General features: G+C 31.1%; 20 protein-coding genes and 1 tRNA gene. 12 read left to right on the top strand and 9 right to left on the bottom strand.

Annotated features, from left to right (window positions below; genetic code table 11):
- Window positions 1-15: 15 nt before the first annotated feature.
- The 3 genes from rpsT to proS form a co-directional block, all read right to left on the bottom strand.
- Complete coding sequence (gene rpsT, locus ACTG3V_RS01300) at window positions 16-267, bottom strand: 30S ribosomal protein S20 (protein WP_439130317.1); 252 nt, start codon at window positions 265-267, stop codon at window positions 16-18.
- A 33-nt stretch (window positions 268-300) separates the two neighbouring features.
- A tRNA-Glu gene (locus tag ACTG3V_RS01295) sits at window positions 301-372 on the bottom strand.
- Between the two features lie 87 nt (window positions 373-459).
- Entirely contained in the window at window positions 460-1,935 is a 1,476-nt protein-coding gene (gene proS / locus ACTG3V_RS01290) for a proline--tRNA ligase (protein WP_439130316.1), read from the bottom strand.
- A 151-nt stretch (window positions 1,936-2,086) separates the two neighbouring features.
- On the opposite strand from proS, the gene ACTG3V_RS01285 reads away from it, so the two are divergent.
- From ACTG3V_RS01285 to ACTG3V_RS01265, 5 genes are all read left to right on the top strand, one after another.
- Window positions 2,087-3,286 carry a hypothetical protein gene (locus tag ACTG3V_RS01285; protein ID WP_439130315.1) on the top strand — a complete coding sequence of 400 codons (1,200 nt, stop codon included), beginning with the start codon at window positions 2,087-2,089 and terminating at the stop codon, window positions 3,284-3,286.
- A gap of 29 nt (window positions 3,287-3,315) precedes the next feature.
- Window positions 3,316-4,713, top strand: coding sequence for an OmpP1/FadL family transporter (locus ACTG3V_RS01280; protein WP_439130314.1), 1,398 nt, complete (start codon window positions 3,316-3,318; stop codon window positions 4,711-4,713).
- Between the two features lie 102 nt (window positions 4,714-4,815).
- Window positions 4,816-5,721 (top strand): NifU family protein, encoded by a 906-nt coding sequence (locus ACTG3V_RS01275; RefSeq protein WP_439130313.1) that lies wholly within the window; start codon window positions 4,816-4,818, stop codon window positions 5,719-5,721.
- A 2-nt stretch (window positions 5,722-5,723) separates the two neighbouring features.
- The gene (gene ubiE / locus ACTG3V_RS01270; RefSeq protein ID WP_439130312.1) at window positions 5,724-6,455 is read left to right on the top strand and encodes a bifunctional demethylmenaquinone methyltransferase/2-methoxy-6-polyprenyl-1,4-benzoquinol methylase UbiE; all 732 of its coding nucleotides are present in this window, start codon (window positions 5,724-5,726) and stop codon (window positions 6,453-6,455) included.
- Between the two features lie 2 nt (window positions 6,456-6,457).
- Window positions 6,458-7,165 (top strand): porin family protein, encoded by a 708-nt coding sequence (locus ACTG3V_RS01265; RefSeq protein ID WP_439130311.1) that lies wholly within the window; start codon window positions 6,458-6,460, stop codon window positions 7,163-7,165.
- Window positions 7,166-7,510: 345 nt separating this feature from the next.
- Here the strand turns inward: ACTG3V_RS01265 and ACTG3V_RS01260 are convergent, their stop codons facing one another.
- Window positions 7,511-8,242, bottom strand: coding sequence for a TrmH family RNA methyltransferase (locus ACTG3V_RS01260; protein WP_439130310.1), 732 nt, complete (start codon window positions 8,240-8,242; stop codon window positions 7,511-7,513).
- Between the two features lie 69 nt (window positions 8,243-8,311).
- Here ACTG3V_RS01260 and ACTG3V_RS01255 point away from each other — a divergent pair, with 69 nt between their 5' ends.
- The 6 genes from ACTG3V_RS01255 (at window position 8,312) to folK (ending at window position 17,162) form a co-directional block, all read left to right on the top strand.
- The gene (locus ACTG3V_RS01255; protein ID WP_439130309.1) at window positions 8,312-10,807 is read left to right on the top strand and encodes a BamA/TamA family outer membrane protein; all 2,496 of its coding nucleotides are present in this window, start codon (window positions 8,312-8,314) and stop codon (window positions 10,805-10,807) included.
- Window positions 10,808-10,904: 97 nt separating this feature from the next.
- Window positions 10,905-11,972, top strand: coding sequence for a class II fructose-bisphosphate aldolase (gene fbaA / locus ACTG3V_RS01250; RefSeq protein WP_439130308.1), 1,068 nt, complete (start codon window positions 10,905-10,907; stop codon window positions 11,970-11,972).
- A 156-nt stretch (window positions 11,973-12,128) separates the two neighbouring features.
- Window positions 12,129-13,001 carry an acetyl-CoA carboxylase, carboxyltransferase subunit beta gene (accD, locus tag ACTG3V_RS01245; protein WP_439130307.1) on the top strand — a complete coding sequence of 291 codons (873 nt, stop codon included), beginning with the start codon at window positions 12,129-12,131 and terminating at the stop codon, window positions 12,999-13,001.
- Window positions 13,002-13,138: 137 nt separating this feature from the next.
- Entirely contained in the window at window positions 13,139-13,408 is a 270-nt protein-coding gene (gene rpsO, locus ACTG3V_RS01240) for a 30S ribosomal protein S15 (protein WP_439130306.1), read from the top strand.
- A 222-nt stretch (window positions 13,409-13,630) separates the two neighbouring features.
- A complete protein-coding gene (locus tag ACTG3V_RS01235) occupies window positions 13,631-15,889 on the top strand; it encodes a polyribonucleotide nucleotidyltransferase (protein WP_439130305.1) in 2,259 nt (752 codons plus the stop codon).
- Between the two features lie 148 nt (window positions 15,890-16,037).
- Complete coding sequence (gene folK, locus ACTG3V_RS01230; RefSeq protein WP_439130304.1) at window positions 16,038-17,162, top strand: 2-amino-4-hydroxy-6-hydroxymethyldihydropteridine diphosphokinase; 1,125 nt, start codon at window positions 16,038-16,040, stop codon at window positions 17,160-17,162.
- 1 nt (window position 17,163) lies between these two features.
- On the opposite strand, the gene gldC is transcribed toward folK, so the two are convergent.
- On the bottom strand, window positions 17,164-17,499 hold the full coding sequence (gene gldC / locus ACTG3V_RS01225; RefSeq protein WP_439130303.1) for a gliding motility protein GldC: 336 nt from the start codon (window positions 17,497-17,499) through the stop codon (window positions 17,164-17,166).
- Window positions 17,499-18,458 carry a gliding motility lipoprotein GldB gene (gldB, locus tag ACTG3V_RS01220; protein WP_439130302.1) on the bottom strand — a complete coding sequence of 320 codons (960 nt, stop codon included), beginning with the start codon at window positions 18,456-18,458 and terminating at the stop codon, window positions 17,499-17,501. The genes gldC and gldB overlap by 1 nt, the downstream gene beginning before the upstream one ends.
- A 59-nt stretch (window positions 18,459-18,517) precedes the next feature.
- Between gldB and nadE the strand changes: the two genes are divergently transcribed.
- Window positions 18,518-19,306 carry an NAD(+) synthase gene (gene nadE / locus ACTG3V_RS01215; protein ID WP_439130301.1) on the top strand — a complete coding sequence of 263 codons (789 nt, stop codon included), beginning with the start codon at window positions 18,518-18,520 and terminating at the stop codon, window positions 19,304-19,306.
- A 90-nt stretch (window positions 19,307-19,396) separates the two neighbouring features.
- Here nadE and ACTG3V_RS01210 read toward each other — a convergent pair whose 3' ends face one another.
- From ACTG3V_RS01210 to ACTG3V_RS01200, 3 genes are all read right to left on the bottom strand, one after another.
- Window positions 19,397-19,528: a hypothetical protein gene (locus ACTG3V_RS01210; RefSeq protein WP_439130300.1), complete on the bottom strand. Its 132-nt coding sequence runs from the start codon at window positions 19,526-19,528 to the stop codon at window positions 19,397-19,399.
- Window positions 19,529-19,824: 296 nt separating this feature from the next.
- Entirely contained in the window at window positions 19,825-21,837 is a 2,013-nt protein-coding gene (gene dnaG, locus ACTG3V_RS01205; RefSeq protein ID WP_439130299.1) for a DNA primase, read from the bottom strand.
- A gap of 286 nt (window positions 21,838-22,123) precedes the next feature.
- Window positions 22,124-24,307: a glutamine synthetase III family protein gene (locus ACTG3V_RS01200; protein WP_439130298.1), complete on the bottom strand. Its 2,184-nt coding sequence runs from the start codon at window positions 24,305-24,307 to the stop codon at window positions 22,124-22,126.
- Window positions 24,308-24,423: the final 116 nt, after the last annotated feature.

The following is a 24,423-nucleotide window of genomic DNA, read 5'->3' as shown; positions in this document are numbered from 1 at the left end:
TTAATGTAAATCTTGTTACAAAGTAGCTACGTGCTTAGTTAATTTAGATTTTAAATTAGCAGCCTTATTCTTGTGAATAATATTGTTTTTTGCTAATTTATCTAACATTGAAATTACGTTTCCTAGTTTTCCTTCTGCTTCAGTTTTATCTTCAACTGCACGTAAATCTCTTACAGCATTTCTTGTAGTTTTATGCTGGTACTTGTTACGTAATCTTTTAGATTCGTTACTTCTGATTCTTTTTAATGCTGACTTATGATTTGCCATAATTTCTTTACTTCTTGTTTTATTAAAACTTTGTAGTCCGTACGGGAATCGAACCCGTGTTACCAGGATGAAAACCTGGCGTCCTAACCCCTAGACGAACGGACCATTGTAATTAAGTATCTCTCAATTGCGGATGCAAATATACAACGTTTTTGAAACTCTGCAATCTTTTTTTAAAAAATTTTAAAAAAATTAATATGCTTTCGCAAAAAGTACTCTTTTTGACGAAGGTTTTCCTGTTAATACACACTCACCTGCTTCTTCTAAAGCATCATTTGGTATGCATCTAATCGTTGCTTTTGTATACTCTTTAATTCTATCTTCTGTTTCTTCTGTTCCATCCCAGTGAGCAGAAACAAAGCCTCCTTTTTTAATTGCTTTCTTAAATTCTTTAAAATCGTTTACAACTGTAGTATACTCAGTTCTAAAGTCTTTTGCCTTGGTAAATAAATTATCCTGTATTTCCTCTAAAAGATGCTCTATAAATTCAACAGCATCTTCTTGGGCTACAGTTTGTTTTTTAAAAGTATCTCTTCTAGCTATTTCTAAAGTTTTATTTTCTAAATCACGGTTACCTATAGCAATTCTTACAGGGACTCCTTTTAACTCATATTCTGCAAATTTAGCTCCAGGTCTAAATGTATCTCTATTATCAAACTTTACGGAAATTTGTTTTCTACGCAAATCTTGTACAATCTCATTTACCTTTTCTGATATCGCTTCTAACTGTTCATCGTTCTTATAAATAGGCACAATAACTACTTGTATTGGAGCTAATTTAGGAGGCAACACCAAACCATTATCATCTGAATGTGTCATAATCAATCCTCCAATCAAACGAGTAGAAACACCCCAAGAAGTAGCCCAAACATATTCTTGTTTTCCTTCTTTAGAAGTATATTTCACGTCAAAAGCTTGGGCAAAATTTTGTCCCAAAAAATGACTTGTTCCTGCCTGTAAAGCTTTACCATCTTGCATTAATGCCTCTATGGTATAGGTATCTTCTGCACCTGCAAAACGCTCACTATCAGACTTTACTCCTTTAACAACTGGCATTGCCATAAAGGTTTCTGCGAATTCAGCATATACATCTTGCATTTGTTTTGCTTCAGTTATAGCTTCATTTTTTGTAGCATGTGCAGTATGGCCTTCCTGCCATAAAAATTCGGCAGTTCTTAAAAACAAGCGTGTTCTCATCTCCCAACGCACAACATTTGCCCATTGATTAATCAATAAAGGTAAATCTCTGTAAGACTGTATCCATCCTTTATAAGTATTCCAAATAATTGCTTCAGATGTTGGTCTAACCACCAACTCTTCTTCTAACTTAGCTTCTGGATCTACTCTTAGTTTCCCGATATTATCTGGATCATTTTGCAAACGATAATGAGTAACTACAGCACATTCTTTTGCAAAACCTTCTGCATTTTTCTCTTCTGCTTCAAATAAACTTTTGGGCACAAATAATGGAAAATATGCATTCTGATGACCAGTTTCTTTAAACATCCTGTCTAACTCAGCTTGCATTTTTTCCCAAATTGCAAAACCATAAGGCTTGATTACCATACATCCTCTTACAGCAGAGTTTTCTGCTAAATCAGCTTTAACAACTAATTCGTTATACCACTTAGAATAATCGTCAGCTCGTTTTGTTAAATGTTTACCCATACTTTTTACTTTGGCACAAATATTGTTATATTTAAAGTGAAATTTGTGTTAAATACTTTATTTTTTTACAAAGTGATACAAAACTACTATAATTTAGAGTTTTTAAAGCAAAATTTCATCAATAAAAATAGAACCGCAAAAACATATAATTATGAAACTACATTATAAAAACATCAACTTTATTCAACTGATATTATTTGTAACAGCAAATGTATTATTAGTTTCTTGCGGAACATATCAAAGCGTATATAATAATGATGGAATTTATGGCGACACTCCCTCTTCAGAACAGCAAGAGAGGAAAGTAGTTGTTGTAAATGAAAGGGAATATAATGATTATGAAGAAAATTATTTTTCAAGAAAATTAGATGAATTGCAAAATATTGAAGATGAAGAAATCTTTACAAATGTAGACGACTACAATTCAAACAATATTTATGAAGATGAAGTTGATGAAAACTTGAATTATGATGCCAATCAACCTTGGGGATATGAAGATAATGATGTTGTTGTAAATGTAAACGTATTGAATGATCCGTTTTGGGGTAACAGGTTCAATAATTGGGGCTGGGGCTTTAACAATGGCTGGGGCTTCAATAATGGTTGGGCTTATGGTGGTTGGAATTATTGGGCGGATCCTTTTTGGGGTGGTTCATTCTATGGAAATCGATGGGGAGTCAACCGTTTTTGGGGAGGCAACCCTTATTGGCACCCATATCATAATAACTGGGCTTGGAACAGAGGTTTCTTTGGAAATCGTTGGAATAATCAATTTTGGAATAATAATAGATTCTACAGAAATAACTACTCAAGAAGAGGCATTGCACATTATTCTAGAAACAGTGGTTTAAGCACTAGAAGAAGTTTAACTACAAGTAGACGTAATAGTTATTTAACCAGAAAATCAATTTCTACTAGTAGAAGAGGTAGCAGCACAATCAACAGAAGACTATCTACTACAAATAGAAGAAGTCGTGTTACCACTAACCCATCAAGAAGAAGTTCTACTACAACCCGAAGTTCGTCTACAGTAAGGAGAAGCAATACACCAATTAGAAGAAGTTCTTCAACTAGAAGCACTAGTTCTAGGTCAAGAAATTACGAGCCTAATGCAAGAAGATCATCTACAACAAGCAGAAGTAGAAGTACAACACCTACAAGAAGATCTTCCTCAACCAGTAGAAGACGAAGTGCTACACCTACAAGAAATTCGTCTTCAAGTAGCAGAGCTAAATCTTCTAGTACTAGTAGCTCTAGATCTTCATCAACGAGAAGTAGCAGCAGTAGATCATCCAGAAGTTCAAGTACCTCAAGAAGCAGTTCATCTTCTAGTAGAAGAAGAGGAAATTAATATTACGTTCTTTAGAAAATTCAACAAATATGAAAAAAATATTTATCACAGCGATTTTATTCGCAGTAGGGTTTACGTCTTTTTCTCAAAATTTGAGATACCAAGATTTAGGAGTTTTATTCTCTCAAGACGATGCAAATGGTACTGCTCGTTTTACAGCAATGAGCGGTGCTTTTGGAGCTTTAGGAGGTGATGTTTCTGCCATAAACATTAACCCTGCTGGTTTATCTGTCTTTAATTACAGCATGTTTACAGGTACTTTTAATTCAAGAAGTCAAGATATAACAGCTTCTTTTGGTGATGCCGCTTTTAATGATAGAAGAACTTTAATAACGAACAATGAATCTTTAAATTTATCTCAAGCAGGGGCAGTGCTTGTTTTTGATAGTGCTTTTAGTAAGCAATGGAGCAAATTTGCAATAGGTTTTAACTATAGAATTACCCAAGATTTTTCGGGAAGTTTCTCTGCTGGAGGAAATGAAGCGGTTACCAGATTTGATAGTAGTCCAAGAGATGAATATATATATAATTTTACTGAAGGTCAATTCTTTGACAATACCTATGGTGGCGAAATTTCTGAATTAAACTTTGCATTTTCTGCTTTACATCAACAAAGATTACATATAGGTCTTGGATTAAATTTTTATGATTTAAATTTCACACAACAATCTGTACTTACAGAATTAAATAGTGATGTTGATTTTAATATTTTAGATGTTGAACTATTTCAAGATAACATTACCACAGGTACTGGTTTTTCAGCAAATGCGGGCTTTATTTACAAAGCAAATCAAGCATTTAGATTCGGAGTTTCTTACCAAACCCCAACTTGGTACACAGAAATTATTCAAGATTCCAACTACAACCAAGATAGTAACGTAGATATTGGTGAAACTACTTTCTTTCCAGGAAATGGTGAATCTTTCTCAGAATTTAATGATTTTCAATTAATTTCTTACAGATTAAGAACACCTAGTAAGTTAACAGGAAGCGCTGCTTTTGTTTTTGGAAAAAACGGATTATTGAGTTTAGACTATATCAACAGAAATTACAGTGGTATCAGACTATCTAATGGAGTTTTTACCAATGAAAATCAATTTTACCAACAAAATCTTAGAAATACACATAGTTATAATGTTGGAACTGAATGGCGTTTTGATAATTTTAGTATAAGAGGTGGTTATAATTACGAACAATCTCCGTTTATAAATACTAGCTTAACGAATAACACCATTAGTAACTTTTCAGATATTGAAGGATATTCTTTTGGGGCAGGTTATAATTTCGGAAACTTTAAAGTAGATTTTGCTTTTACTGATAATAACAGAACTGCTGCTTACAACTTTTACCCAGGACTTACTGTGAATCCTGCTAGTTTAAACATTGATAATAGAGTTTTTACAGCTACAGTTTCGTTAAGTTTATAATCGAAAATATTTATAGTAGAGACCTTGTATTTGCAAAACATACAAGGTCTTTTTTATTGCAATTCAGTTTTTTGCTGTAATTTTGCAACTCATTTTAAGATTATGCAAGCCACACAAATTACCATACAAGAAACCACAAACAATACCATACTAAAATTTAACAGTACAAAAATTTTAATTAATGGTGGTAGTTATGAATTTTCGAATATAGACGAAGCTAAAAACTCACCTTTAGCTCAGCAATTATTTTATTTACCTTTTGTAAAAAAGGTGTTTATTACTGCCAATTTTATTGCCATTCAACGTTTTGATATTGTGGAATGGGCAGATGTTCAGGATGAAGTTGCAGAACAAATTCAAGCTTATATTGCTGATGGAAATACTGTTGTAAATGAAGAAGTTTCATTAACAAAAAAAGAAGGTATTGAAGTATATGCAGAAGTTACTCCAAACCCTGCTGTTATGAAATTTGGCACCAACAAAGCATTAACACAAACTGATGTTGAGTTTAAAAATATTGAAGAAGCAAGTAAATCATCGCCTTTAGCGCAAGCTATTTTCAACTTTCCGTTTGTAAAAGAAGTTTTTATTTCTGACAACTACATTTCAGTAACCAAATACGACATGGTAGATTGGAACGAGGTTTTCTCTGAAGTTCGTTCTTTTATACGTGAATATTTGGTAGATGGTAAAACCATTATTAAAGCGTTACCAAGCCAAACTCTTAGCACTAAAGAAGAAAAGGCAACACCAGAAATAACATTAGAAGGTGTACCTGCGCAAATTGCAGATATTTTAGACGAATATATTAAACCTGCGGTTGCTGGTGATGGAGGAAATATTGCCTTTAGATCTTATGACGAACAAAACAAGGTAGTAAGTGTAATTTTACAAGGTGCCTGTAGTGGTTGCCCTTCTTCTACTGCTACTTTAAAAAACGGAATTGAAACCTTATTAAAAGAAATGTTACCAAATCAAATTAACGAAGTGGTAGCTATTAACGGATAAAAATGTCAGCAGAAAAAATAAATCCTTATAAAGATTCTAATCTCAGTAAAAAAGAACAAGTTGCCCAAATGTTTGATAACATTTCTGGAAATTACGATGGCTTAAACCGAGTAATTTCTTTAGGAATTGATGTAAAATGGCGTAAAAAAGTAGTTAAAATTGTTGGTAAAAATAACCCAAAACAAATTTTAGATATTGCTACAGGTACTGGAGATTTGGCTTTAATGATGGCTGATTTGAATCCTGATAGAATTGTGGGTTTAGATATTTCTGCAGGAATGTTGGAAGTTGGTAAGCATAAAATTGCAAAAGCCAATTTAAGTGATAAAATAGAAATGATTGTTGGAGACTCTGAAGCAATGCCTTTTAAAAATGCTACTTTTGATGCAATTACAGTTTCATTTGGCGTTCGTAATTTCGCAAATTTAGACAAAGGCTTAAAAGAAATTGCAAGGGTTTTAAAACCAACAGGAGTTTTAGTAATTTTAGAAACATCAAATCCTGTAAAATTTCCTTTTAAACAAGGGTATAAACTATACACGAATCTTTTTTTACCAACAGTTGGCAAACTGTTCTCTAAAGACAAAGCTGCTTATTCATATTTATCTGAATCAGCAAATTCTTTTCCTTTTGGTAAAGCTTTCAACAATATTTTACAAAAAAATGGGTTTACCCATACAAAAGATACTCCTGTAACCTTTGGAGTTGCCACAATTTATACAGCAAGTAAATAAAAATGATTAAAAAAACATTTCTTTTTGGTTTTTTATTGATGATATCTGTAACGTTTTTTGCTCAAAGAGAACGTGTAGAAAATTTACCAACGTTTGATGATCGAAAAATTCACTATGGTTTTTATTTAGGTTTAAATCAAAATGATTTTAAATTAAACATTAGAAATAGTAATATTTTTGATGCGGGTTATACTGTAGAACCTACATATGGTTTTAATGTTGGGCTTATTGCAGAATTACGATTACACAAAAATTTAAGTATTCGTTTAGAACCTGGTTTAATGACCAATTCTAAAAACATAATTTTTAATCATCTTACAAATGCTAGTAATCCAAGAGATAGTATTCGAGAGGTAAGTTCCACATATTTACATGTTCCTGTTATTTTAAAATTTAGTACAGATCGTTATAAAAATATTCGCCCTTATGTTTTGGCTGGTGTTTCTTACGATCATAATTTTTCGAGTAACGAAGCCAATCAAGATGATAATTCTGCAGGTCAATTTAGAATGAAAACCAGCAATTTTATGTACGAAGTTGGTATGGGTATTGATATTTACTTATCATTCTTTAAATTTTCACCATCAATTCGAGGTGTTTTTGCCATCAATAATGAAATTAAATATGATAATGACCCCAATAGCCAATGGACATCTCCTGTAAATTTTATGGGTACTCGTGGCTTATTTCTAAATTTAGCTTTTGAGTAGGGGTAGTTTTAAAGTTGTAAAGTGAAAAGTTGGAGAATTTTTTACTGATTCTTAACGTAATAAAATAAATTTATTTGTTTTTGCGCCAAGTTTATTATTTTCTTTAAATAAGCTACTCAACACAAAAGCTAAAGACAAAATAGCTGAATAAAATATCTCTTCACTGGTAATAATAAACTTATGACCAGTTCCCTTTTTAATAGAAAGTAAAAAAACCAAGCAAAAACCATTACTATTTGATAAATTATCAAATGTAATTATTAAGTTAGATTATTAATTTTTAGAATTATTTTACTCATTAAATATATCTACGCAAAATAGCTCACTGAAAACTGCTACTGATTACTAAAAACTGCGTTTAAACTCACTCAATAAAATAGCAGTTGCAGTAGCCACATTCAAACTTTCGGTTTCTTGTGTGTTCCCAAATCTAGGAATTGAAATTTTGTTTTTCACTAGCTTTTTTATGGTTTCTGATACACCATTTGCCTCATTCCCCATAATTAAAATAGCTTCTTTTGGCAACTTGGCTTGGTATACATTTTCACCATTCATATCAGCTATAAAAGTAGAAATTCTTGTTGCCGCTAAAAAAGATTCTAAATCCAAATATTTTATAGAAACTCGAGTTAAAGACCCCATACTTGCTTGTACTACTTTTGCATTGTAACAATCTACAGTATCTTTTGAACAAATTAATTCTGTTACCCCAAACCAATCACATAAACGAATAATTGTTCCTAAATTTCCAGGATCGTTTATCGCATCTAAAGCAATAATTAAACCTTTATTGTGCAAAGGCTTTTCATTAGGTATTTTAAATAAACCTAAAACTTTATTTGGAGATTTTAAATTGCTAATTTTTTGCAATTCTTTAACTGATATTCTTACAATGCTATCTTCAGAAAGCGAAGTTTTAAAATCATCAATAGCAAAAAGCGTATCCACCTCAAAAGGAGAGTTTAAAAATTCGTTTACCACTTTTACACCTTCAGCCATAAATAATTGATGCTTTTGTCGATACTTTTTTTGCGATAAACTTGTTATGACTTTAAGTTGATTTTTTGAGAGACTCATTAATTGCTGCTAAATGAAAATAAACCGTTGAAAAATACTATTTTTGATTTCCTTTGGAGTGCTAAAATAATGAAAAAACTTACTTCCTTTTTTTTATTTATTGTGTTTTTAGTTGCATGTAATTCTACAAAACATGTAACTGATGGCGAACATTTACTTACCAAAAATTATATTTTTATTGATAGCATAAAAACCAATGGCGCAGATTTGCAAAAATACATTCTTCAAAAACCCAATCCTCGTTTTATGGGATTGCCATTAGGACTGTATTTTCATAATTTAGGAAATCATAACAAACCCAAAACACCAATTGAATGGGCAAAAAAAAATCCAAATTCTTATAATATTGTAAAAAAGATATTTTCCGAAAAACAAAGTATTGCTTACGCCAATTCTTTCATCAATCTAAATAAATGGTTTTTAAATTTTCAAACCCCAGAGATTGTAAAAGAACTAAAAGTTACCAGAACAGCAGATAATTTAGCTGCGTTTTATAAAACACAAGGTTTTTTCAAATCTTCTGTAAGTTCACAAATCAAAAGAGATTCTATACATAAAAAGGCAACAGTAACCTATTACATCAATAAAGGCAAGCCAACTATTTTAGATACTATTAACATAAAAATAGAATCTAAGGTGTTAGATTCTATTTATCAAAATTCTGATTTAGAAAGCTTATTAAAAACTGGTAAACAATACAAAGAACAAATCTTTAGAAATGAAGCGGCTAAAGTAGTAAAGCTATTTAGAAACAACGGAATTGATAATTTTACAGAATCAGCTTTAGGTTTTTATGTTGATTCTTCAAGAACAGATTACAAAACTAATATAGATTTTATAATTTCTGGAAATCGATTGATTGAAGAAAATGGTCAATACAAAGAAAAGCCTTATAAAATTAGAAAAATTAAAGAGGTAAATGTTTATACAGATTATTCTTTTACAAAAAAAGGCGAAGCTATTAAAGACACTTTAACTTATAAAGGCATTAAGTTTCTGGCTCATAATAAGGTAAAATACAATACTAAATATTTATCGCAATCTTTATTTTTAAAGCCTAACGATATTTATAAAGATACCTTAATCAATTTAACAAGAAAACATTTAAAATCATTACAAAATTTTAAATCTACCAACATTAATTTTTCTTTAATTGATGGTTCTGATGATGAGTTAAAAATGGATATTTTGTTATCTCCTTTAGAAAAATATACACTGGGTTTAGAGACAGAATTAACACACTCTAATATTAGAAATATTGGAACTTCTGCAAAATTTTCACTCACAAACAGAAATACATTTAAAGGTACAGAACTGTTAAAGTTATCGTTTTTAGGTTCCTGGTTTAACTCTAATACTGGACCAGGTTGGGAAATTGGTGCAGATGCTTCTGTAGAAATTCCCAGATTTGTAGCTCCATTCGGTTTAACCAAATTAGTACCCAAAGAAATGTCTCCAAGAACTTATTTTTCTTTAGGTTCTAGTTTTCAAAAAAACATTGGTTTAGATAGGCAAACATTTACTTTTTTAACCGACTACAAATGGCAATTCAACCCTAAAAAAACAATTCAGTTAGAGGTGTTAAATACCCAATACGTACAAAACCTAAATGTAAGTAGTTACTTTAGCATATATAACTCAGAATATCAAAGCTTAAATCAGGTTGCTCAAAGTTTTGATAATTTCAATTATAATAATTCTAATAGAGAATTAGATTTACCAAATGAAGCATTACGTTTTATGAATGCTGTTGCAAATGACCCTAATTTTAGAAACTCAAACCCTGAAGAATTTAATAACACTTTAAATATTTTAGATCGTTACAACATCATTACATCAGATTTCTTAATTCCAACAATTGCTTACACCTACATCTATAATGGACAGCTAGATTTTAGAGATAATGACTTTTCTTTTTTTAGAATAAGACTTGCCAACTCTGGAAATATTTTAGGATTATTATCAGATAAAACAAACACTAAAAACAAAAAAACATTTTTAGAAATTCCACTTGCACAATATTTTAAAACCGATATTGAATATAAAAAGTTTTGGACAATTGGTTCAGGGAATTCAGTTTTTGGTTTTCGTTCTTCTATTGGTGCAATTTTTACGTATGATAATTCAGATATTCCATTTACAAAAAGCTATTTTGCTGGGGGTTCTAATGATATCAGAGCTTGGCAAACCTATGAATTAGGTCCTGGAAGCAGAAAAACAGGTTTAGAATTTAACATCGGTAGTTTAAAATTTTTAACCAGTGCAGAATATCGTTTTGATGTGGTAAGCATGCTAAAAGGAGCATTATTTATTGACGCAGGAAATATATGGGACATTTCTAGTTCTGATTTTGTAGAGGAGGATGCCAAATTTAAAGGGTTGTCATCATTAAAAAATATTGCTGTAGGGTCTGGCATTGGTGCAAGACTCGATTTCAATTTTCTAATAGTACGTTTAGATGTTGGTTTTAAAACCTACGAACCTTATTTAGATGGTAACAAATGGTTTAGAAACTATAATTTTAATAGTGCAGTTTACAATATAGGAATCAACTATCCTTTTTAAGACGGTAACGTTTTCGTTATTTTATAACATCTCTTTACTGTTAAAACTACATTTTTTATTATTTTTACATCTATAAATAATTATTAAATATAATATAATGAGTCATAATATTAAACCTGGTGTAGCAACTGGAAAAGAAGTTCAAGAAATTTTTAATTACGCAAAAGAAAAAGGATTTGCTTTACCAGCAGTTAATGTAATTGGTTCTAATACAATAAATAGTGTTTTAGAAACTGCAAAAGAATTAAATTCTCCTGTAATTATACAATTTTCTAACGGAGGTGCACAATTTAATGCAGGTAAAGGATTATCTAACGAAAATCAAAAAGCAGCTATTGCTGGAGGTATTGCTGGTGCAAAACATGTAAATGAATTAGCTGTAGCTTATGGTGTACCTGTAATTTTACATACAGATCACTGTGCTAAAAAATTATTACCTTGGATTGACGGATTATTAGATGCTTCTGAAAAACATTTTGAAGAAACAGGTAAACCTTTGTATAGTTCTCATATGATTGATTTATCAGAAGAACCTATTGAAGAAAATATTGCCATTTGTAAAGAATACTTAGCTAGAATGAGTAAAATGGGTATGACTTTAGAAATTGAATTAGGTATTACAGGTGGTGAAGAAGATGGTGTTGATAACTCTGATGTTGATGCATCTAAATTATACACACAACCTGAAGAGGTTGCTTATGCTTACGAAGAATTATTAAAGGTTTCTCCTCAATTTACAATTGCTGCAGCTTTTGGTAACGTACATGGTGTATATAAACCAGGTAATGTAAAATTAACTCCAAAAATTTTAAAGAACTCTCAAGAATTTATTACCAAGAAATATGGTGTTGAAGAAAATCATATTGATTTTGTATTTCATGGAGGTTCTGGCTCTACTTTAGAAGAAATTAGAGAATCTATTGGCTATGGTGTTATTAAAATGAATATTGATACCGATTTACAATTTGCGTTTACAGAAGGTATTCGTGATTACATGCAAGGTAAAGCAGATTATTTAGCAACACAAATTGGTAATCCTGATGGTGCAGACCAACCTAATAAAAAATATTACGATCCAAGAAAATGGTTACGTTTAGGTGAGGAAACTTTTAAAGCTCGTTTAAAGCAAGCGTTTGCAGATTTAAACAATGTAGATACTTTATAATTTTATAAATAAAATTACTAAAAAAGCATTTTGATACTTTCAAAATGCTTTTTTTTTATTTGCTACAAATACTTCATAAAAAATCTTTTACATTTGTACTGCGTTTCTTTTTTGCAGAAACGTTTTAAACAAACATAATTTTAAACAATCGAATCTATGAGTGCTTGGTTTAAAAGAACTGATAAAGGAATACAGACTGCCACAGAAGACAAGAAAGACACTCCCAAAGGTCTTTGGTATAAAACACCTAGTGGTAAAATTATAGATACAGAAGAACTTAAGAAAAATTTATACGTAAGTCCTGAAGATGGTTATCACGTAAGAATCGGTAGTAAAGAATATTTTGAGCTGTTTTTTGACGAAAATAAATTCGAAGAATTAAATGAAAAACTAACTTCTAAAGATCCTTTAAAGTTCGAAGACACTAAAAAATATCCAGACAGATTAAAAGCTGCACAAGAAAAAACAAAATTAAAAGATGCTGTAAGAACAGCTGTTGGTAAATCTTTAGGTAAAGATTTGGTAATTGCTGCTATGGATTTTGCCTTTATTGGTGGCTCTATGGGTTCTGTGGTTGGTGAAAAAATAGCAAGAGCAATTAATTATTCCATCGAAAATAAGATTCCTTTTTTAATGATTTCTAAATCTGGAGGAGCAAGAATGATGGAAGCATCACTTTCTTTAATGCAATTGGTAAAAACATCTGCTAAACTAGCACAATTAGCAGAAGTTAAAATTCCGTATATTTCTTTATGTACAGACCCTACAACAGGAGGTACAACAGCTTCTTACGCAATGTTAGGTGATATTAATATAGCAGAACCAAATGCACTAATTGCATTTGCAGGACCAAGAGTTGTTAAAGATACAACTGGTAAAGAATTACCAGAAGGATTCCAAAAATCTGAATTTGTTTTAGAACACGGTTTTTTAGATGCCATTTACGAACGTAAACAACTAAAAAAACAAGTAAATTTATATATTGATTTAATTCAAAATTTACCAGTTAGAAAAGAATCACAAGCATAAAAATATACAATTTCTCAAAAATTTAAAACCTATAAAAGAAAATCTTTTATAGGTTTTCTTTTAAAAAATAATTCTATCTTTGCAGCTGCAAAGCAAACAGCTATGCAATACATAAAAATCATTTAAATAATATTGGCATGTACTTAACTAAAGAAGTAAAAGAAAGCATCTTCGAAAAACACGGTAAAGGAAAAAATGACACGGGTTCTTCAGAAGGTCAAATTGCGTTATTTACGCACAGAATCAACCATTTAACTGAGCATTTAAAAAACAATCGTAAAGATTTTAATACAGAGCGTTCTTTAGTAATGATGGTAGGTAAACGTAGAAGTTTATTAGATTATCTAAAGAAAACAGATATCACAAGATATCGTGCAATTATCAAAGAATTAGGAATTAGAAAATAATTTCTTAAAAAGAGGCACTATAAACGTGCCTCTTTTTTATTTAAACTACTACATTAGCATACTCTTTTTCATAAGAGAGCTCAAATTTTCTTCGAGATTAACAAACTCATAGAAAAAGAAAAATCAAAAGAACTAACAATCCTTTTGAATTTCCATTGGAAAAAAACATACAACTGCAACACAACAACAAACAAAGTAAACATTAAGAATTTTTAAAAATTTATGATTCCAAAAGTATTTAGAGAGGTCATTGACCTTGGAGATGGAAGAACCATCTCATTAGAAACCGGTAAATTAGCGAAACAAGCGCACGGTTCAGTTGTTGTTCAATCAGGTAAATGTATGTTGTTATGTACAGTTGTATCAAATTATCATCAAGCAGATGTAGATTTTTTACCATTGACTGTAGATTATAGAGAAAAATTTGCTGCTGCAGGACGTTATCCTGGAGGTTTCTTTAAAAGAGAAGCAAGACCAAGTGATGGAGAAGTATTAACCATGCGTTTAGTAGACCGTGTTTTACGTCCTTTATTCCCAAAAGATTATCATTCAGAAACTCAGGTTATGATTCAGATGATGTCTCATGATGATGATGTTATGCCAGATGCCATGGCTGGTTTAGCGGCTTCTGCTGCTATTCAGTTGTCAGATTTACCATTCGAATGCCCAATCTCTGAAGTAAGAGTAGCAAGAGTAAATGGTGAATTCGTTATTAACCCAACAAGAGCACAATTAGCAGAAGCTGATATTGACATGATGGTTGGTGCTTCTGCAGATTCTGTAATGATGGTAGAAGGTGAAATGGATGAATGTTCTGAAGAAGAAATGGCAGAAGCAATTAAAGTTGCGCACGAAGCTATTAAAATTCAGTGTGCTGCACAGGTTGCATTAGCAGAAGCTTTCGGAAAGAAAGAAGTTCGTGAATACGAGCCAGCAGTAGAAAATGAAGAATTAGAAGCCAAAATAAAAGAATTAGTGTACGATAAAACGTACGCAATTGCAAAAGCGGGTTCTGCAAAGCACGAAAGAAGTGCTGCATTTAGCGAAATTAAAGAAGAAGTTGTGAATTCTTTCTCTGAAGAAGAGCAAGCTGAATTCGGAAAACTAATTGGTAAATACGTTGCAAAAGCACAAAAAACTGCCATTCGTGATTTAACTTTAAAAGAAGGTTTGCGTTTAGACGGACGTAAAACTACAGATATTAGACCAATTTGGTGTGAGGTAGATTATTTACCATCAACCCATGGTTCATCAATTTTTACAAGAGGTGAAACTCAAGCTTTGGCTACAGTAACTTTAGGTACTTCTAGAGAGGCAAATCAAATAGATATGCCATCTTTTGAAGGTGAAGAAACATTTTACTTACACTATAACTTCCCTCCTTTTTCAACGGGTGAAGCTCGTCCAATTAGAGGAACATCAAGAAGAGAAGTTGGTCATGGTAATTTAGCACAAAGAGCATTAAAAGGAATGATACCTGCTGATTGTCCTTATACAGTAAGAGTTGTTTCTGAAGTTTTAGAATCTAATGGATCTTCTTCTATGGCAACAGTTTGTTCTGGTACAATGGCATTAATGGATGCTGGTGTACAGTTAAAGAAACCTGTTTCTGGTATTGCTATGGGATTAATCTCTGATGGTGAAAACTACGCAGTTTTATCTGATATTTTAGGTGACGAAGATCACTTAGGTGATATGGATTTTAAAGTAACAGGTACTGCTGATGGAATCACTGCTTGCCAAATGGATATTAAAATCAAAGGATTAAGTTACGAGATTTTAGTAAATGCATTAAAGCAGGCAAGAGATGGTCGTTTGCATATTCTAGGAAAATTAACAGATACTATTCAAGCTCCAAATGCTGATGTAAAAGCACACGCTCCAAAAATGATTACCAGACGTATTCCTAATGATATGATTGGTGCATTTATTGGCCCAGGTGGAAAACATATACAAGAATTACAGAAAGAAACTGGAACTACAATTGTAATTACTGAAGACGCTGTAACTGAAGAAGGCATCATTGAAATTTTAGGAACGAAACCAGAAGGTATTGAGCAAGTAATTGCAAGAATAGAATCGATGTTGTTTAAACCAGAAGTTGGTAGTGTTTACGAAGTTAAAGTAATTAAAATGTTAGATTTTGGTGCTGTTGTAGAATATACAGAAGCTCCAGGAAACGAAGTTTTATTGCATGTAAGCGAATTGGCTTGGGAACGTACAGACAATGTTTCTGATGTAGTAAATATGGGTGATATTTTAGATGTAAAATATTTTGGAATAGACCCAAGAACTCGTAAAGAAAAAGTATCTCGTAAAGCTATTTTGCCAAAACCAGAAGGTTATGTTGCAAGACCACCAAGAGATAACAATCGCAGCAGAGACAATAATAGAGGAAGAGACAATAGAGGCAGAGATAATCGAGGACGTGATAACAGACGTGATGATCGTAAACCTAGACAGGATAAAAAAGAGGATTAAGTGAGTATTGAACTTGTTTCAGTATCTTAATCAGAATGTTTATAAATCGCCAATTAATTTTGGCGATTTTTTTATGCTTTTTTGTTTCTTTGTAAAACAAATAAACCTCTCAAATTTTATATGAATGTGAGGTTTTTTAAACTCATTTTTGAAAAATCACAACATCACATATCTCTCATTAGGCACAAATCAAGGTAATAAACTTGACAATCTGCAGAACGCAATTTATAAGATTACAGATGACGTTGGTACTGTTTTAAAAATTTCATCTGTGTACAAAACGGCCTCTTGGGGTTTTGATAGTAATGATTTTTTTAACATTTGTATTCAAGTAACTACAAATCATCAACCTAAAAAATTACTTGAAATTTTACTGGCTATTGAGTCTGATTTAGGAAGAAAACGTAAAGAAACGCAAAGTTATACTGACAGAAATATCGATATTGATATATTGTTATATGATGATGAAATTATCGCTACTGAAAAATTAACAGTACCTCATCCAAAAATGTTAGAACGTAAATTTGTTTTGGTTCCTTTGGCTGAAATTGCAAACACTATTATTCATCCTATTGAAAAAAAAAACATAGGCACTTGTTTACAAAATTGTACTGATGATTCAGAAATTAATAGGATTGATAAAAAATTAGAAAAACCAATTCCGCTTTCAGAGAAATTCAATTATATTGCTATTGAAGGTAATATTGGTGCAGGGAAAACATCTTTAGCGAACATGATGGCTAACGATTTTAATACCAAATTGGTTTTAGAGCGTTTTGCAGATAACCCTTTTTTACCAAAATTTTATATTGATAAAGAGCGTTATGCTTTTCCTTTAGAAATGAGTTTTTTAGCTGATCGTTACCAACAACTCTCTGACGATTTAGCACAATTAGACTTGTTTAAAAATTTTGTAATTTCTGATTACTACATTTTTAAATCCTTAATATTTGCTCAAATCACTTTACAAAAAGAAGAGTACAAACTCTACAGAAAAATGTTTGATTTGATGTATAAAGAAATTACAAAACCAGATTTGTATGTGTATTTATATCAAAATACAGAACGTCTTTTAGAAAATATCAAAAAAAGAGGCAGAGCTTACGAACAAAATATTGAAGCCAATTATTTACAGAAAATTCATGATGGCTATAAAAGTTTTATAAGCACACAACAAAAATTAAATACACTAATAATTGATGTATCAGAAATGGATTTTGTAAATAATGCAGAAGATTATCAATCGATCATTAAGCAGATTAAAGAGGCTTAAACTACTTTTTTAATTCTAATTTATCCGCAAAATATTCACAAAAATCGCGCATAGTAGCACTCATCTTAGTATCGTCTGTAGCCCTTTCAAAAGTATCTGCCATAGATACTAATGTTTGATGGTAAAATTGTTTCATTTCATCAACAGGCATATCTTTGGTCCACAAATCCATTCGTAAAGTATCTTTTTGTTTATGATCCCAAACAGAAATCATTACTGCTTTGGAAGCTTCATTATCAATTCCACCATCTTTTGCAGACCAAGAAATTGCTTCTGGAACCTTATTTTCATCTAAACCTATGTTGAATTTTACCTCAGAATTGTGTTTAACAGCCATTACTTTTTGGGTTTATATTTCGATTTATTGAAGATTTCATCTTCATCCGTTTTTAATAATTCTTGCAAAGATACATCATTATGTTTCATATATGCCCTAACAATTTGCCAACCTAACCACACCCCAATTCTGCCTGGCGATAAATTATCTTGCTCCATATAAAACTTAGAAAATGGGGCATTTTCTAAAAAACGTTTGTTCAATTCTGTAGCTGTACTAAACAGTAACTTTTTATCGATAAAATACATCCAAACTTGTTCTTCATTTGCAACTGCCCAATTTAATTTTTCGGCTGTATACCCAATTTTTTCTTGATCGGATAAAGTTGGCAAATACCTATCTAATACATACATCTTTTTTCCTTCATAAATCATTTTATCAATAAACCTTCTTTTGTTTAAAAGTGGCAGTTGTTTACCAATAATAGCCTCAGCAACGTCTACTATAAAATGTTCGTTGGTATTATTTTCTTTGATGTATTTGGGGAAATCTGCATAAAATTGATGGTCTTCCCCTAAATAAACATCTAAAGAAACGAGCAATAAACTGTCTGCATAAATTACTCTACTTTCATAATCTATATTACTTAATATGGTAACCACATTGGGCGCTTCAAATTTTGGGTCATAGTATTTGATATGTTTAAAAAGTGATTCAAGTCGATTTTCTTGTTCTGAAAAATCTTTATATATTCTTTGAGTTTCAGCAAATAATTTTTGTTCGTCTTTATTATTAATTTTAGCCAAAGACAAACTATCTGTAAACTGTTTTGGAAATAAATAAGGATATTTTTCTTTTATTTTAGGTAAGGTTTTTTGATTTGCATTGTAAAAATCAACATCATATCTTTTTATAGAAAAATCTACTTTTATTTTAGAAACATCTATTTTAGGCTGCTTTTTATCAATACATGAAAAAAATAGACACAAAACCATTAAAACTGCAAAAAAAAATCTCATATTCTTTGTATCTTAGTAACTCCAATTAAGAACGATAAAAATACTAAAATAGTTTATTAATGAATACCGAAAAAGTAGCTGAATATATTATAAATTGGTTAAAAGACTATGCAACCAATGCTAAAGTAAAAGGATTTGTAGTTGGAGTTTCTGGCGGAATTGATTCTGCATTAACCTCTACTTTATGTGCTAAAACTGGCTTACCAACTTTATGTGTAGAAATGCCAATTCATCAAGCACCAAGCCAAGTTTCTAGAGCAGAAGAACACATTAAACAATTAAAAGAAAGATTTGACAATGTTACCGAAGTTCGGGTAGATTTAACCAAAACTTTTGAAGATTTTAAAAGTAGTGTACCTACTGATGATAATGAAGAAAGAGTAAATTTAACTTTAGGAAATACAAGAGCACGTTTAAGAATGACCACTTTGTATTATTTAGCTGGTATTCACAGTGCTTTGGTGGCTGGTACAGGAAATAAAGTTGAAGATTTTGGTGTTGGTTTTTACACAAAATATGGTGATGGTGGTGTTGATGTGAGCCCAATTGCAGATTTAATGAAATCTGAAGTATATAGTTTGGCTGCTTATTTAGGGGTACCCAACTCTATACAAATTGCGCAACCAACTGATGGTTTGTGGGGTGATAATAGAACTGATGAAGATCAAATTGGTGCTTCTTATGACGAACTAGAGTGGGCAATGCAAATGCAAGATGCAGGTAAAACAGCAGATGATTTTTCTGGAAGAGAACAAGAAGTATTTAAAATTTATATCCGATTAAATACAATCAATCAACATAAAATGCAACCAATACCTGTTTGTGAAATTCCAGGAGAAATAAAATAGTTAGCAATTATTTATTTTAAATATACATCAAAAAAAAACACCTTTAACTTTATAAAGCTTAGGTGTTTTTTTTAGTTTTTGGTTAAATCTTTATAAAAGATTTGCAGCAATCATCATTTTCTTTATTCTTTGTTGTGCTCTTCTTTTTGATCCTTTAGAAATCTCAAATGGTAGAGAAATAAACATCATAATGATTTTTAAAATTTGTACTAGTTTTTTCATAATCTACTTTTTTGTTCTTTTTCTTGGGTCAAATGTACATAAAAAGAATTAAATCTGTCAAATTAATTTACAGGAAAAACCCTTACTTTTTAAATTTAAAACAAATATTAATAATTGAAAATCAGTCTATTTTACTAAAAACCCCAACTAAACAAAGGGTTTTGCAAACATAAAATTTGTTACGAAAACATGTTTTTTTGTTACCAAGAATTTCCCTTTTTATGAATATCGTAAATAAAATTGAAAAAATTGAAAATTTAATATCACTATATTAATCTAATACTTTTCTAAATTTACTAGACTACCCTATTTAGTTTTTCAAAAAGTCTTATTTTTAAATCTGTATAGTTTTTTATTACCTCTAAGTCTATATTTTTCGATGTATTTTCTGAAGCTTCTTTCATTAAATCAGTAATTTTTTCACCAATTAAAATTCTTCTTAAATTAAAAATAGCATCATTTACTGCTTTTTTTAATACCTCTACAGCTTTTGTTACAAAGATATTTTTACTCTCCCAATTACTCAATTGATGCTTTTCCTCATCCATTAAAATAGAAGTAACTGTTTTTGCAATTTCAGTATTGTTGTGGTTGATTAATTGTTCTATTTCAACTTTTTCAGACTGATTTAACTGATGAATAATTTCGGTATAAATTTCTTGAAAAATGGTATTGGAAAATTCAATTTCATCATCTTGTAAATGCAAGTAAATTTCTGCAGAAACCGTATTTTGATATTTTCTAACCTCAATAGTTTCTTTACCATCTTCATCTACAGTAATAATTTCTTCAGCAAACTCAACCTCTTCATTCCCAAATAATAATAAAATTCTAATAATTTCATTTTCTAAAATAGATAACTGATTTACTTTTTGAGAAGCAACATTTGTAGCCTTTACTACACCCATTTGTGCTTGCTCTTGCTCTATAAAATATTCTGGTGGTGGCTGATTAGGGTCTTGTTGTGGTTGATTTTGACTTTTTTTTGTTTTGCTTTTTTCTTGAATATTCTTTTTAAGTAATTGTGCCAATTCACTAAATAAAACACGTTCTGAAATTTCCATAATTCTAGAACATTCTTGTACATACACTTCTCGCTGAATAGAATCTGGTATTTTAGATATGCTTGTTACAATATCTCTAATAACACTTGCTTTTTTTACAGGGTCGTTGTCTGAATCTTTTAAAAGTAGTGAAACTTTAAAGTTGATAAAATCTTGCGCTGAATTTTCTAAGTAGGCTTTTAGCTCGGCATCTGAATGTGATTTTGCAAAACTATCAGGATCTTCACCATCAGGAAATTGAACTACTTTTACATTCATACCTTGCTCTAAAATCAAGTCTATACCACGAATTGAAGCTCTAATTCCTGCTGCATCACCATCAAATAAAACTGTAATATTTTTAGTGAGCCTATTGATTAAACGAATTTGATCTGAAGTTAATGCAGTACCAGAAGAAGCCACTACGTTTTCTACTCCAGACTGATGAAAAGAAATAACATCTGTATAACCTTCTACCAAAAAACAATTGTCTTGTTTGGCTATTTCTTTTTTGGCTTGATAAATTCCGTAAAGGATTTTACTTTTATGATAAATTTCACTCTCAGGCGAGTTTAAATACTTGGCAGCTTTTTTATCTGATGTTAAAATTCTACCACCAAAACCTAAAATTCTACCAGACATTGAGTGAATAGGAAACATAACTCTACCTTTAAAACGATCGAATTGTTTGTTTTCTTTAACAATGGTTAATCCTGTAGCCGCTAAATATTTAAGATCGTACCCTTTACTTAAAGCTGCATTTGTAAAATTATCCCACTCATCAATACAATATCCTAAATCGAATTTTTTTATGGTTTCATCTCTAAAACCGCGTTCTTTAAAATAACTTAAACCAATTGCTTTGCCTTTATTAGAGTTGAGCATGATATCATGAAAGTAGTCTTTGGCAAAATTTGAGACCAAAAACATACTTTCTCTTTCATTCATTTGTGCTTTTTCTTCGGATGTTTGCTCGGTTTCTTCAATTTCTATATTGTACTTTTTAGCCAACCATCTTAAAGCTTCTGGGTAGGTATAATGTTCATGCTCCATTAAAAATGAAATGGCATTACCACCTTTTCCTGTCGAAAAATCTTTCCAGATTTGTTTTACAGGTGACACCATAAAAGAGGGTGATTTTTCATCTGCAAACGGACTTAATCCTTTAAAGTTACTTCCTGCTTTTTTGAGTTGTACAAATTCACCAATTACCTCCTCTACTCTTGCAGATTCAAAAACTCGGTCTATAGTACTTCTTGATATCATTATTTAGTTTATTGGAAAGTGCTACAAAGATAAGAAAGAAGTAAACTTTATAAAAAAGAATCATTTCTCTAGTTTTTAAAAAAACGATTGGTTTACTTTTTAAACTTCATAGGCTGTTTTGCAAGATGCGTTAGGGATTGAATGGCCTGTTTGAGCTCTTTTTTTATGTTAATTTAAATTCATTTTTTTATAGAAAATAAACTACACAAAATTAAGATAGCTGTTACAATACATTTACCAAAAAAAAAGCGAGTAATGAAAGCCCGTTAAAACGCCCAAATACAAATTATCTTGTAAATAACAACTCTCTATATTTGGTTAATGGCCATAAATTATCATCTACCATGGTTTCTAGTTTATCACAATGATATCGAATTTGTTCAAAAAACGGTTGTACTTTATTGCAGTAAGCTTTTGCAGATTGTAAGCCTTTTAACTTGTTTGCATTTCTACGTTCATTAATCATTTTTAAAGTTAAGCCATTAATTTCAGTGATGTGTTTAGAAATAATCATGATTAATTCAATTTGTTCTTTGGCTATAGTTTTGTACTCTTCTCCAAAAATTTCTTTTAAATTCTTGGTATTTTCTAACAATGTGTTTTGGTAATTAACTGCTGTAGGCACAATATGATTTCTAGCCATATCTCCTAAAACACGACTTTCAATTTGTAAACGCATAGTATACTCTTCTAAGCCAATTTCATAACGTGCTTGTAACTCTACCTTATTCATTACTTTCATTTCTTTAAACAAGTCAATTGCTTGTTTAGAAACTTTTACTTGTAAAGCTTCTGGGGTTGTTTTATGATTACTTAAACCACGTTTTTTAGCTTCCTTTTCCCAAGCTTCTCCATAACCATCTCCCTCAAAACGAATATTTTTAGAGGCTTTAATATATTCTCTTAAAACATTAAAAATTGCCTCATCTTTTTTAAGGTTTTTATCATCAATTAAGGTATCAACTTCTTTTTTAAACTCTTTTAATTGCTTGGCTACAATAGTGTTTAAAACCGTCATTGGCTTTGCACAATTTGACCAAGAACCTACTGCTCTAAACTCGAATTTATTACCCGTAAAAGCAAATGCTGATGTTCTATTTCTATCTGTATTATCTAATAAAATTTCAGGAATTTTACCAATAATATTCAATTTTAAATCTGTTTTTTCTTTAGGTGATAACTTTCCTTTAGTAACATTTTCTAACTCATCTAAAACTCTTGACAATTGGCTACCAATAAAAACCGAAATAATAGCTGGTGGTGCTTCATTTGCACCTAATCTATGATCGTTACTTGCAGATGCTATTGAGGCTCTTAACAATGCTTCGTTTTCATAAACTGCTTTTATGGTATTTACAAAAAAGGTTAAGAACTGTAAGTTTTTCATAGGTGTTTTACCAGGGCTTAGTAAATTTAACCCTTCTGAATTGCTCAATGACCAGTTGTTGTGTTTACCAGAACCATTGATACCAACAAATGGTTTTTCGTGAAACAAAACTTTAAAGTGATGACGTTTGGATACTTTTTCCATCACATCCATCAACAAAGAATTATGGTCTACAGCCAAGTTGGCTTCCTCAAAAATAGGCGCCAATTCAAACTGATTTGGTGCCACTTCATTATGTCTTGTTTTAACAGGAATACCTAGCAACATACATTCTTGTTCTAAATCTTGAATAAAACTCATGGCTCTAGCTGGTATACTACCAAAATAATGATCGTCTAATTGTTGCCCTTTTGCGGGTGTGTGCCCCATTAAAGTTCTGCCTGTCATTAAAATATCTGGCCTAGATAAAGCTAGTGCATCATCAATTAAAAAATATTCTTGTTCCCAACCTAAAGTAGCATTTACTTTCGAGGCATTTTTATCAAAATATCTGCAAACCGCTGTTGCATGTGTATCTATAGCTTGCAAGGCTCTTAATAAAGGCGTTTTATTATCTAAAGCTTCGCCTGTATACGCCACAAAAATTGTTGGAATACATAAGGTGGTTTCATAAATAAATGCTGGTGATGTAGGATCCCAAGCTGTATAGCCTCTTGCTTCGAAGGTATTTCTAATTCCCCCATTTGGAAAACTTGAAGCATCAGGTTCTTGTTGAGCCAATTGTTCGCCATCAAATTTTTCCATAGCTAAACTACCATTTATCGACTCAAAAAAAGCATCGTGTTTTTCTGCTGTTGCTCCTGTAAGTGGTTGAAACCAATGTGTATAATGAGTTGCCCCTTTAGCAATTGCCCAATCTTTCATGCTTACAGCAACTTGATCTGCAATTTTACGATCAATTTTAGTACCTTTTTCAATAGCATTTGTAACACTTTGGTAAGCAGCTCTAGTAAGATACTGCTGCATTGCATGCTTATTAAAAACATTTTTGCCAAATAAAACTGATCTTTTTTCATCTTCAGTTACTTTCACGGGTTGCCTATGTAAGGTTTCTTGCAAAGCAGAAAATCTAATTGTTGACATATTGGTAAAATATTTAAATTATTTTTAATTTTAAACAAATATACCCCTTAAAAATTAGGGATAAAATTATTTTTTAGTGCTTTTTAATATTTAACCCTTCATTTTTTTGATATCTT

This window comes from Polaribacter sp. (assembly GCF_965660385.1).
In the GTDB taxonomy this organism is placed as follows: Bacteria; Bacteroidota; Bacteroidia; order Flavobacteriales; family Flavobacteriaceae; genus Polaribacter.
This window is presented reverse-complemented; position numbering and strand designations above follow the sequence as displayed.

What these genes read in the sequence shown, in the direction of transcription:
- rpsT (WP_439130317.1), bottom strand. Translation starts at nt 267, where the DNA reads ATGGCAAATCATAAGTCAGCATTAAAAAGAATCAGAAGTAACGAATCT.
- proS (WP_439130316.1), bottom strand. Translation starts at nt 1,935, where the DNA reads ATGGGTAAACATTTAACAAAACGAGCTGACGATTATTCTAAGTGGTAT.
- ACTG3V_RS01285 (WP_439130315.1), top strand. Translation starts at nt 2,087, where the DNA reads ATGAAACTACATTATAAAAACATCAACTTTATTCAACTGATATTATTT.
- ACTG3V_RS01280 (WP_439130314.1), top strand. Translation starts at nt 3,316, where the DNA reads ATGAAAAAAATATTTATCACAGCGATTTTATTCGCAGTAGGGTTTACG.
- ACTG3V_RS01275 (WP_439130313.1), top strand. Translation starts at nt 4,816, where the DNA reads ATGCAAGCCACACAAATTACCATACAAGAAACCACAAACAATACCATA.
- ubiE (WP_439130312.1), top strand. Translation starts at nt 5,724, where the DNA reads ATGTCAGCAGAAAAAATAAATCCTTATAAAGATTCTAATCTCAGTAAA.
- ACTG3V_RS01265 (WP_439130311.1), top strand. Translation starts at nt 6,458, where the DNA reads ATGATTAAAAAAACATTTCTTTTTGGTTTTTTATTGATGATATCTGTA.
- ACTG3V_RS01260 (WP_439130310.1), bottom strand. Translation starts at nt 8,242, where the DNA reads ATGAGTCTCTCAAAAAATCAACTTAAAGTCATAACAAGTTTATCGCAA.
- ACTG3V_RS01255 (WP_439130309.1), top strand. Translation starts at nt 8,312, where the DNA reads ATGAAAAAACTTACTTCCTTTTTTTTATTTATTGTGTTTTTAGTTGCA.
- fbaA (WP_439130308.1), top strand. Translation starts at nt 10,905, where the DNA reads ATGAGTCATAATATTAAACCTGGTGTAGCAACTGGAAAAGAAGTTCAA.
- accD (WP_439130307.1), top strand. Translation starts at nt 12,129, where the DNA reads ATGAGTGCTTGGTTTAAAAGAACTGATAAAGGAATACAGACTGCCACA.
- rpsO (WP_439130306.1), top strand. Translation starts at nt 13,139, where the DNA reads ATGTACTTAACTAAAGAAGTAAAAGAAAGCATCTTCGAAAAACACGGT.
- ACTG3V_RS01235 (WP_439130305.1), top strand. Translation starts at nt 13,631, where the DNA reads ATGATTCCAAAAGTATTTAGAGAGGTCATTGACCTTGGAGATGGAAGA.
- gldC (WP_439130303.1), bottom strand. Translation starts at nt 17,499, where the DNA reads ATGGCTGTTAAACACAATTCTGAGGTAAAATTCAACATAGGTTTAGAT.
- gldB (WP_439130302.1), bottom strand. Translation starts at nt 18,458, where the DNA reads ATGAGATTTTTTTTTGCAGTTTTAATGGTTTTGTGTCTATTTTTTTCA.
- nadE (WP_439130301.1), top strand. Translation starts at nt 18,518, where the DNA reads ATGAATACCGAAAAAGTAGCTGAATATATTATAAATTGGTTAAAAGAC.
- ACTG3V_RS01210 (WP_439130300.1), bottom strand. Translation starts at nt 19,528, where the DNA reads ATGAAAAAACTAGTACAAATTTTAAAAATCATTATGATGTTTATTTCT.
- dnaG (WP_439130299.1), bottom strand. Translation starts at nt 21,837, where the DNA reads ATGATATCAAGAAGTACTATAGACCGAGTTTTTGAATCTGCAAGAGTA.
- ACTG3V_RS01200 (WP_439130298.1), bottom strand. Translation starts at nt 24,307, where the DNA reads ATGTCAACAATTAGATTTTCTGCTTTGCAAGAAACCTTACATAGGCAA.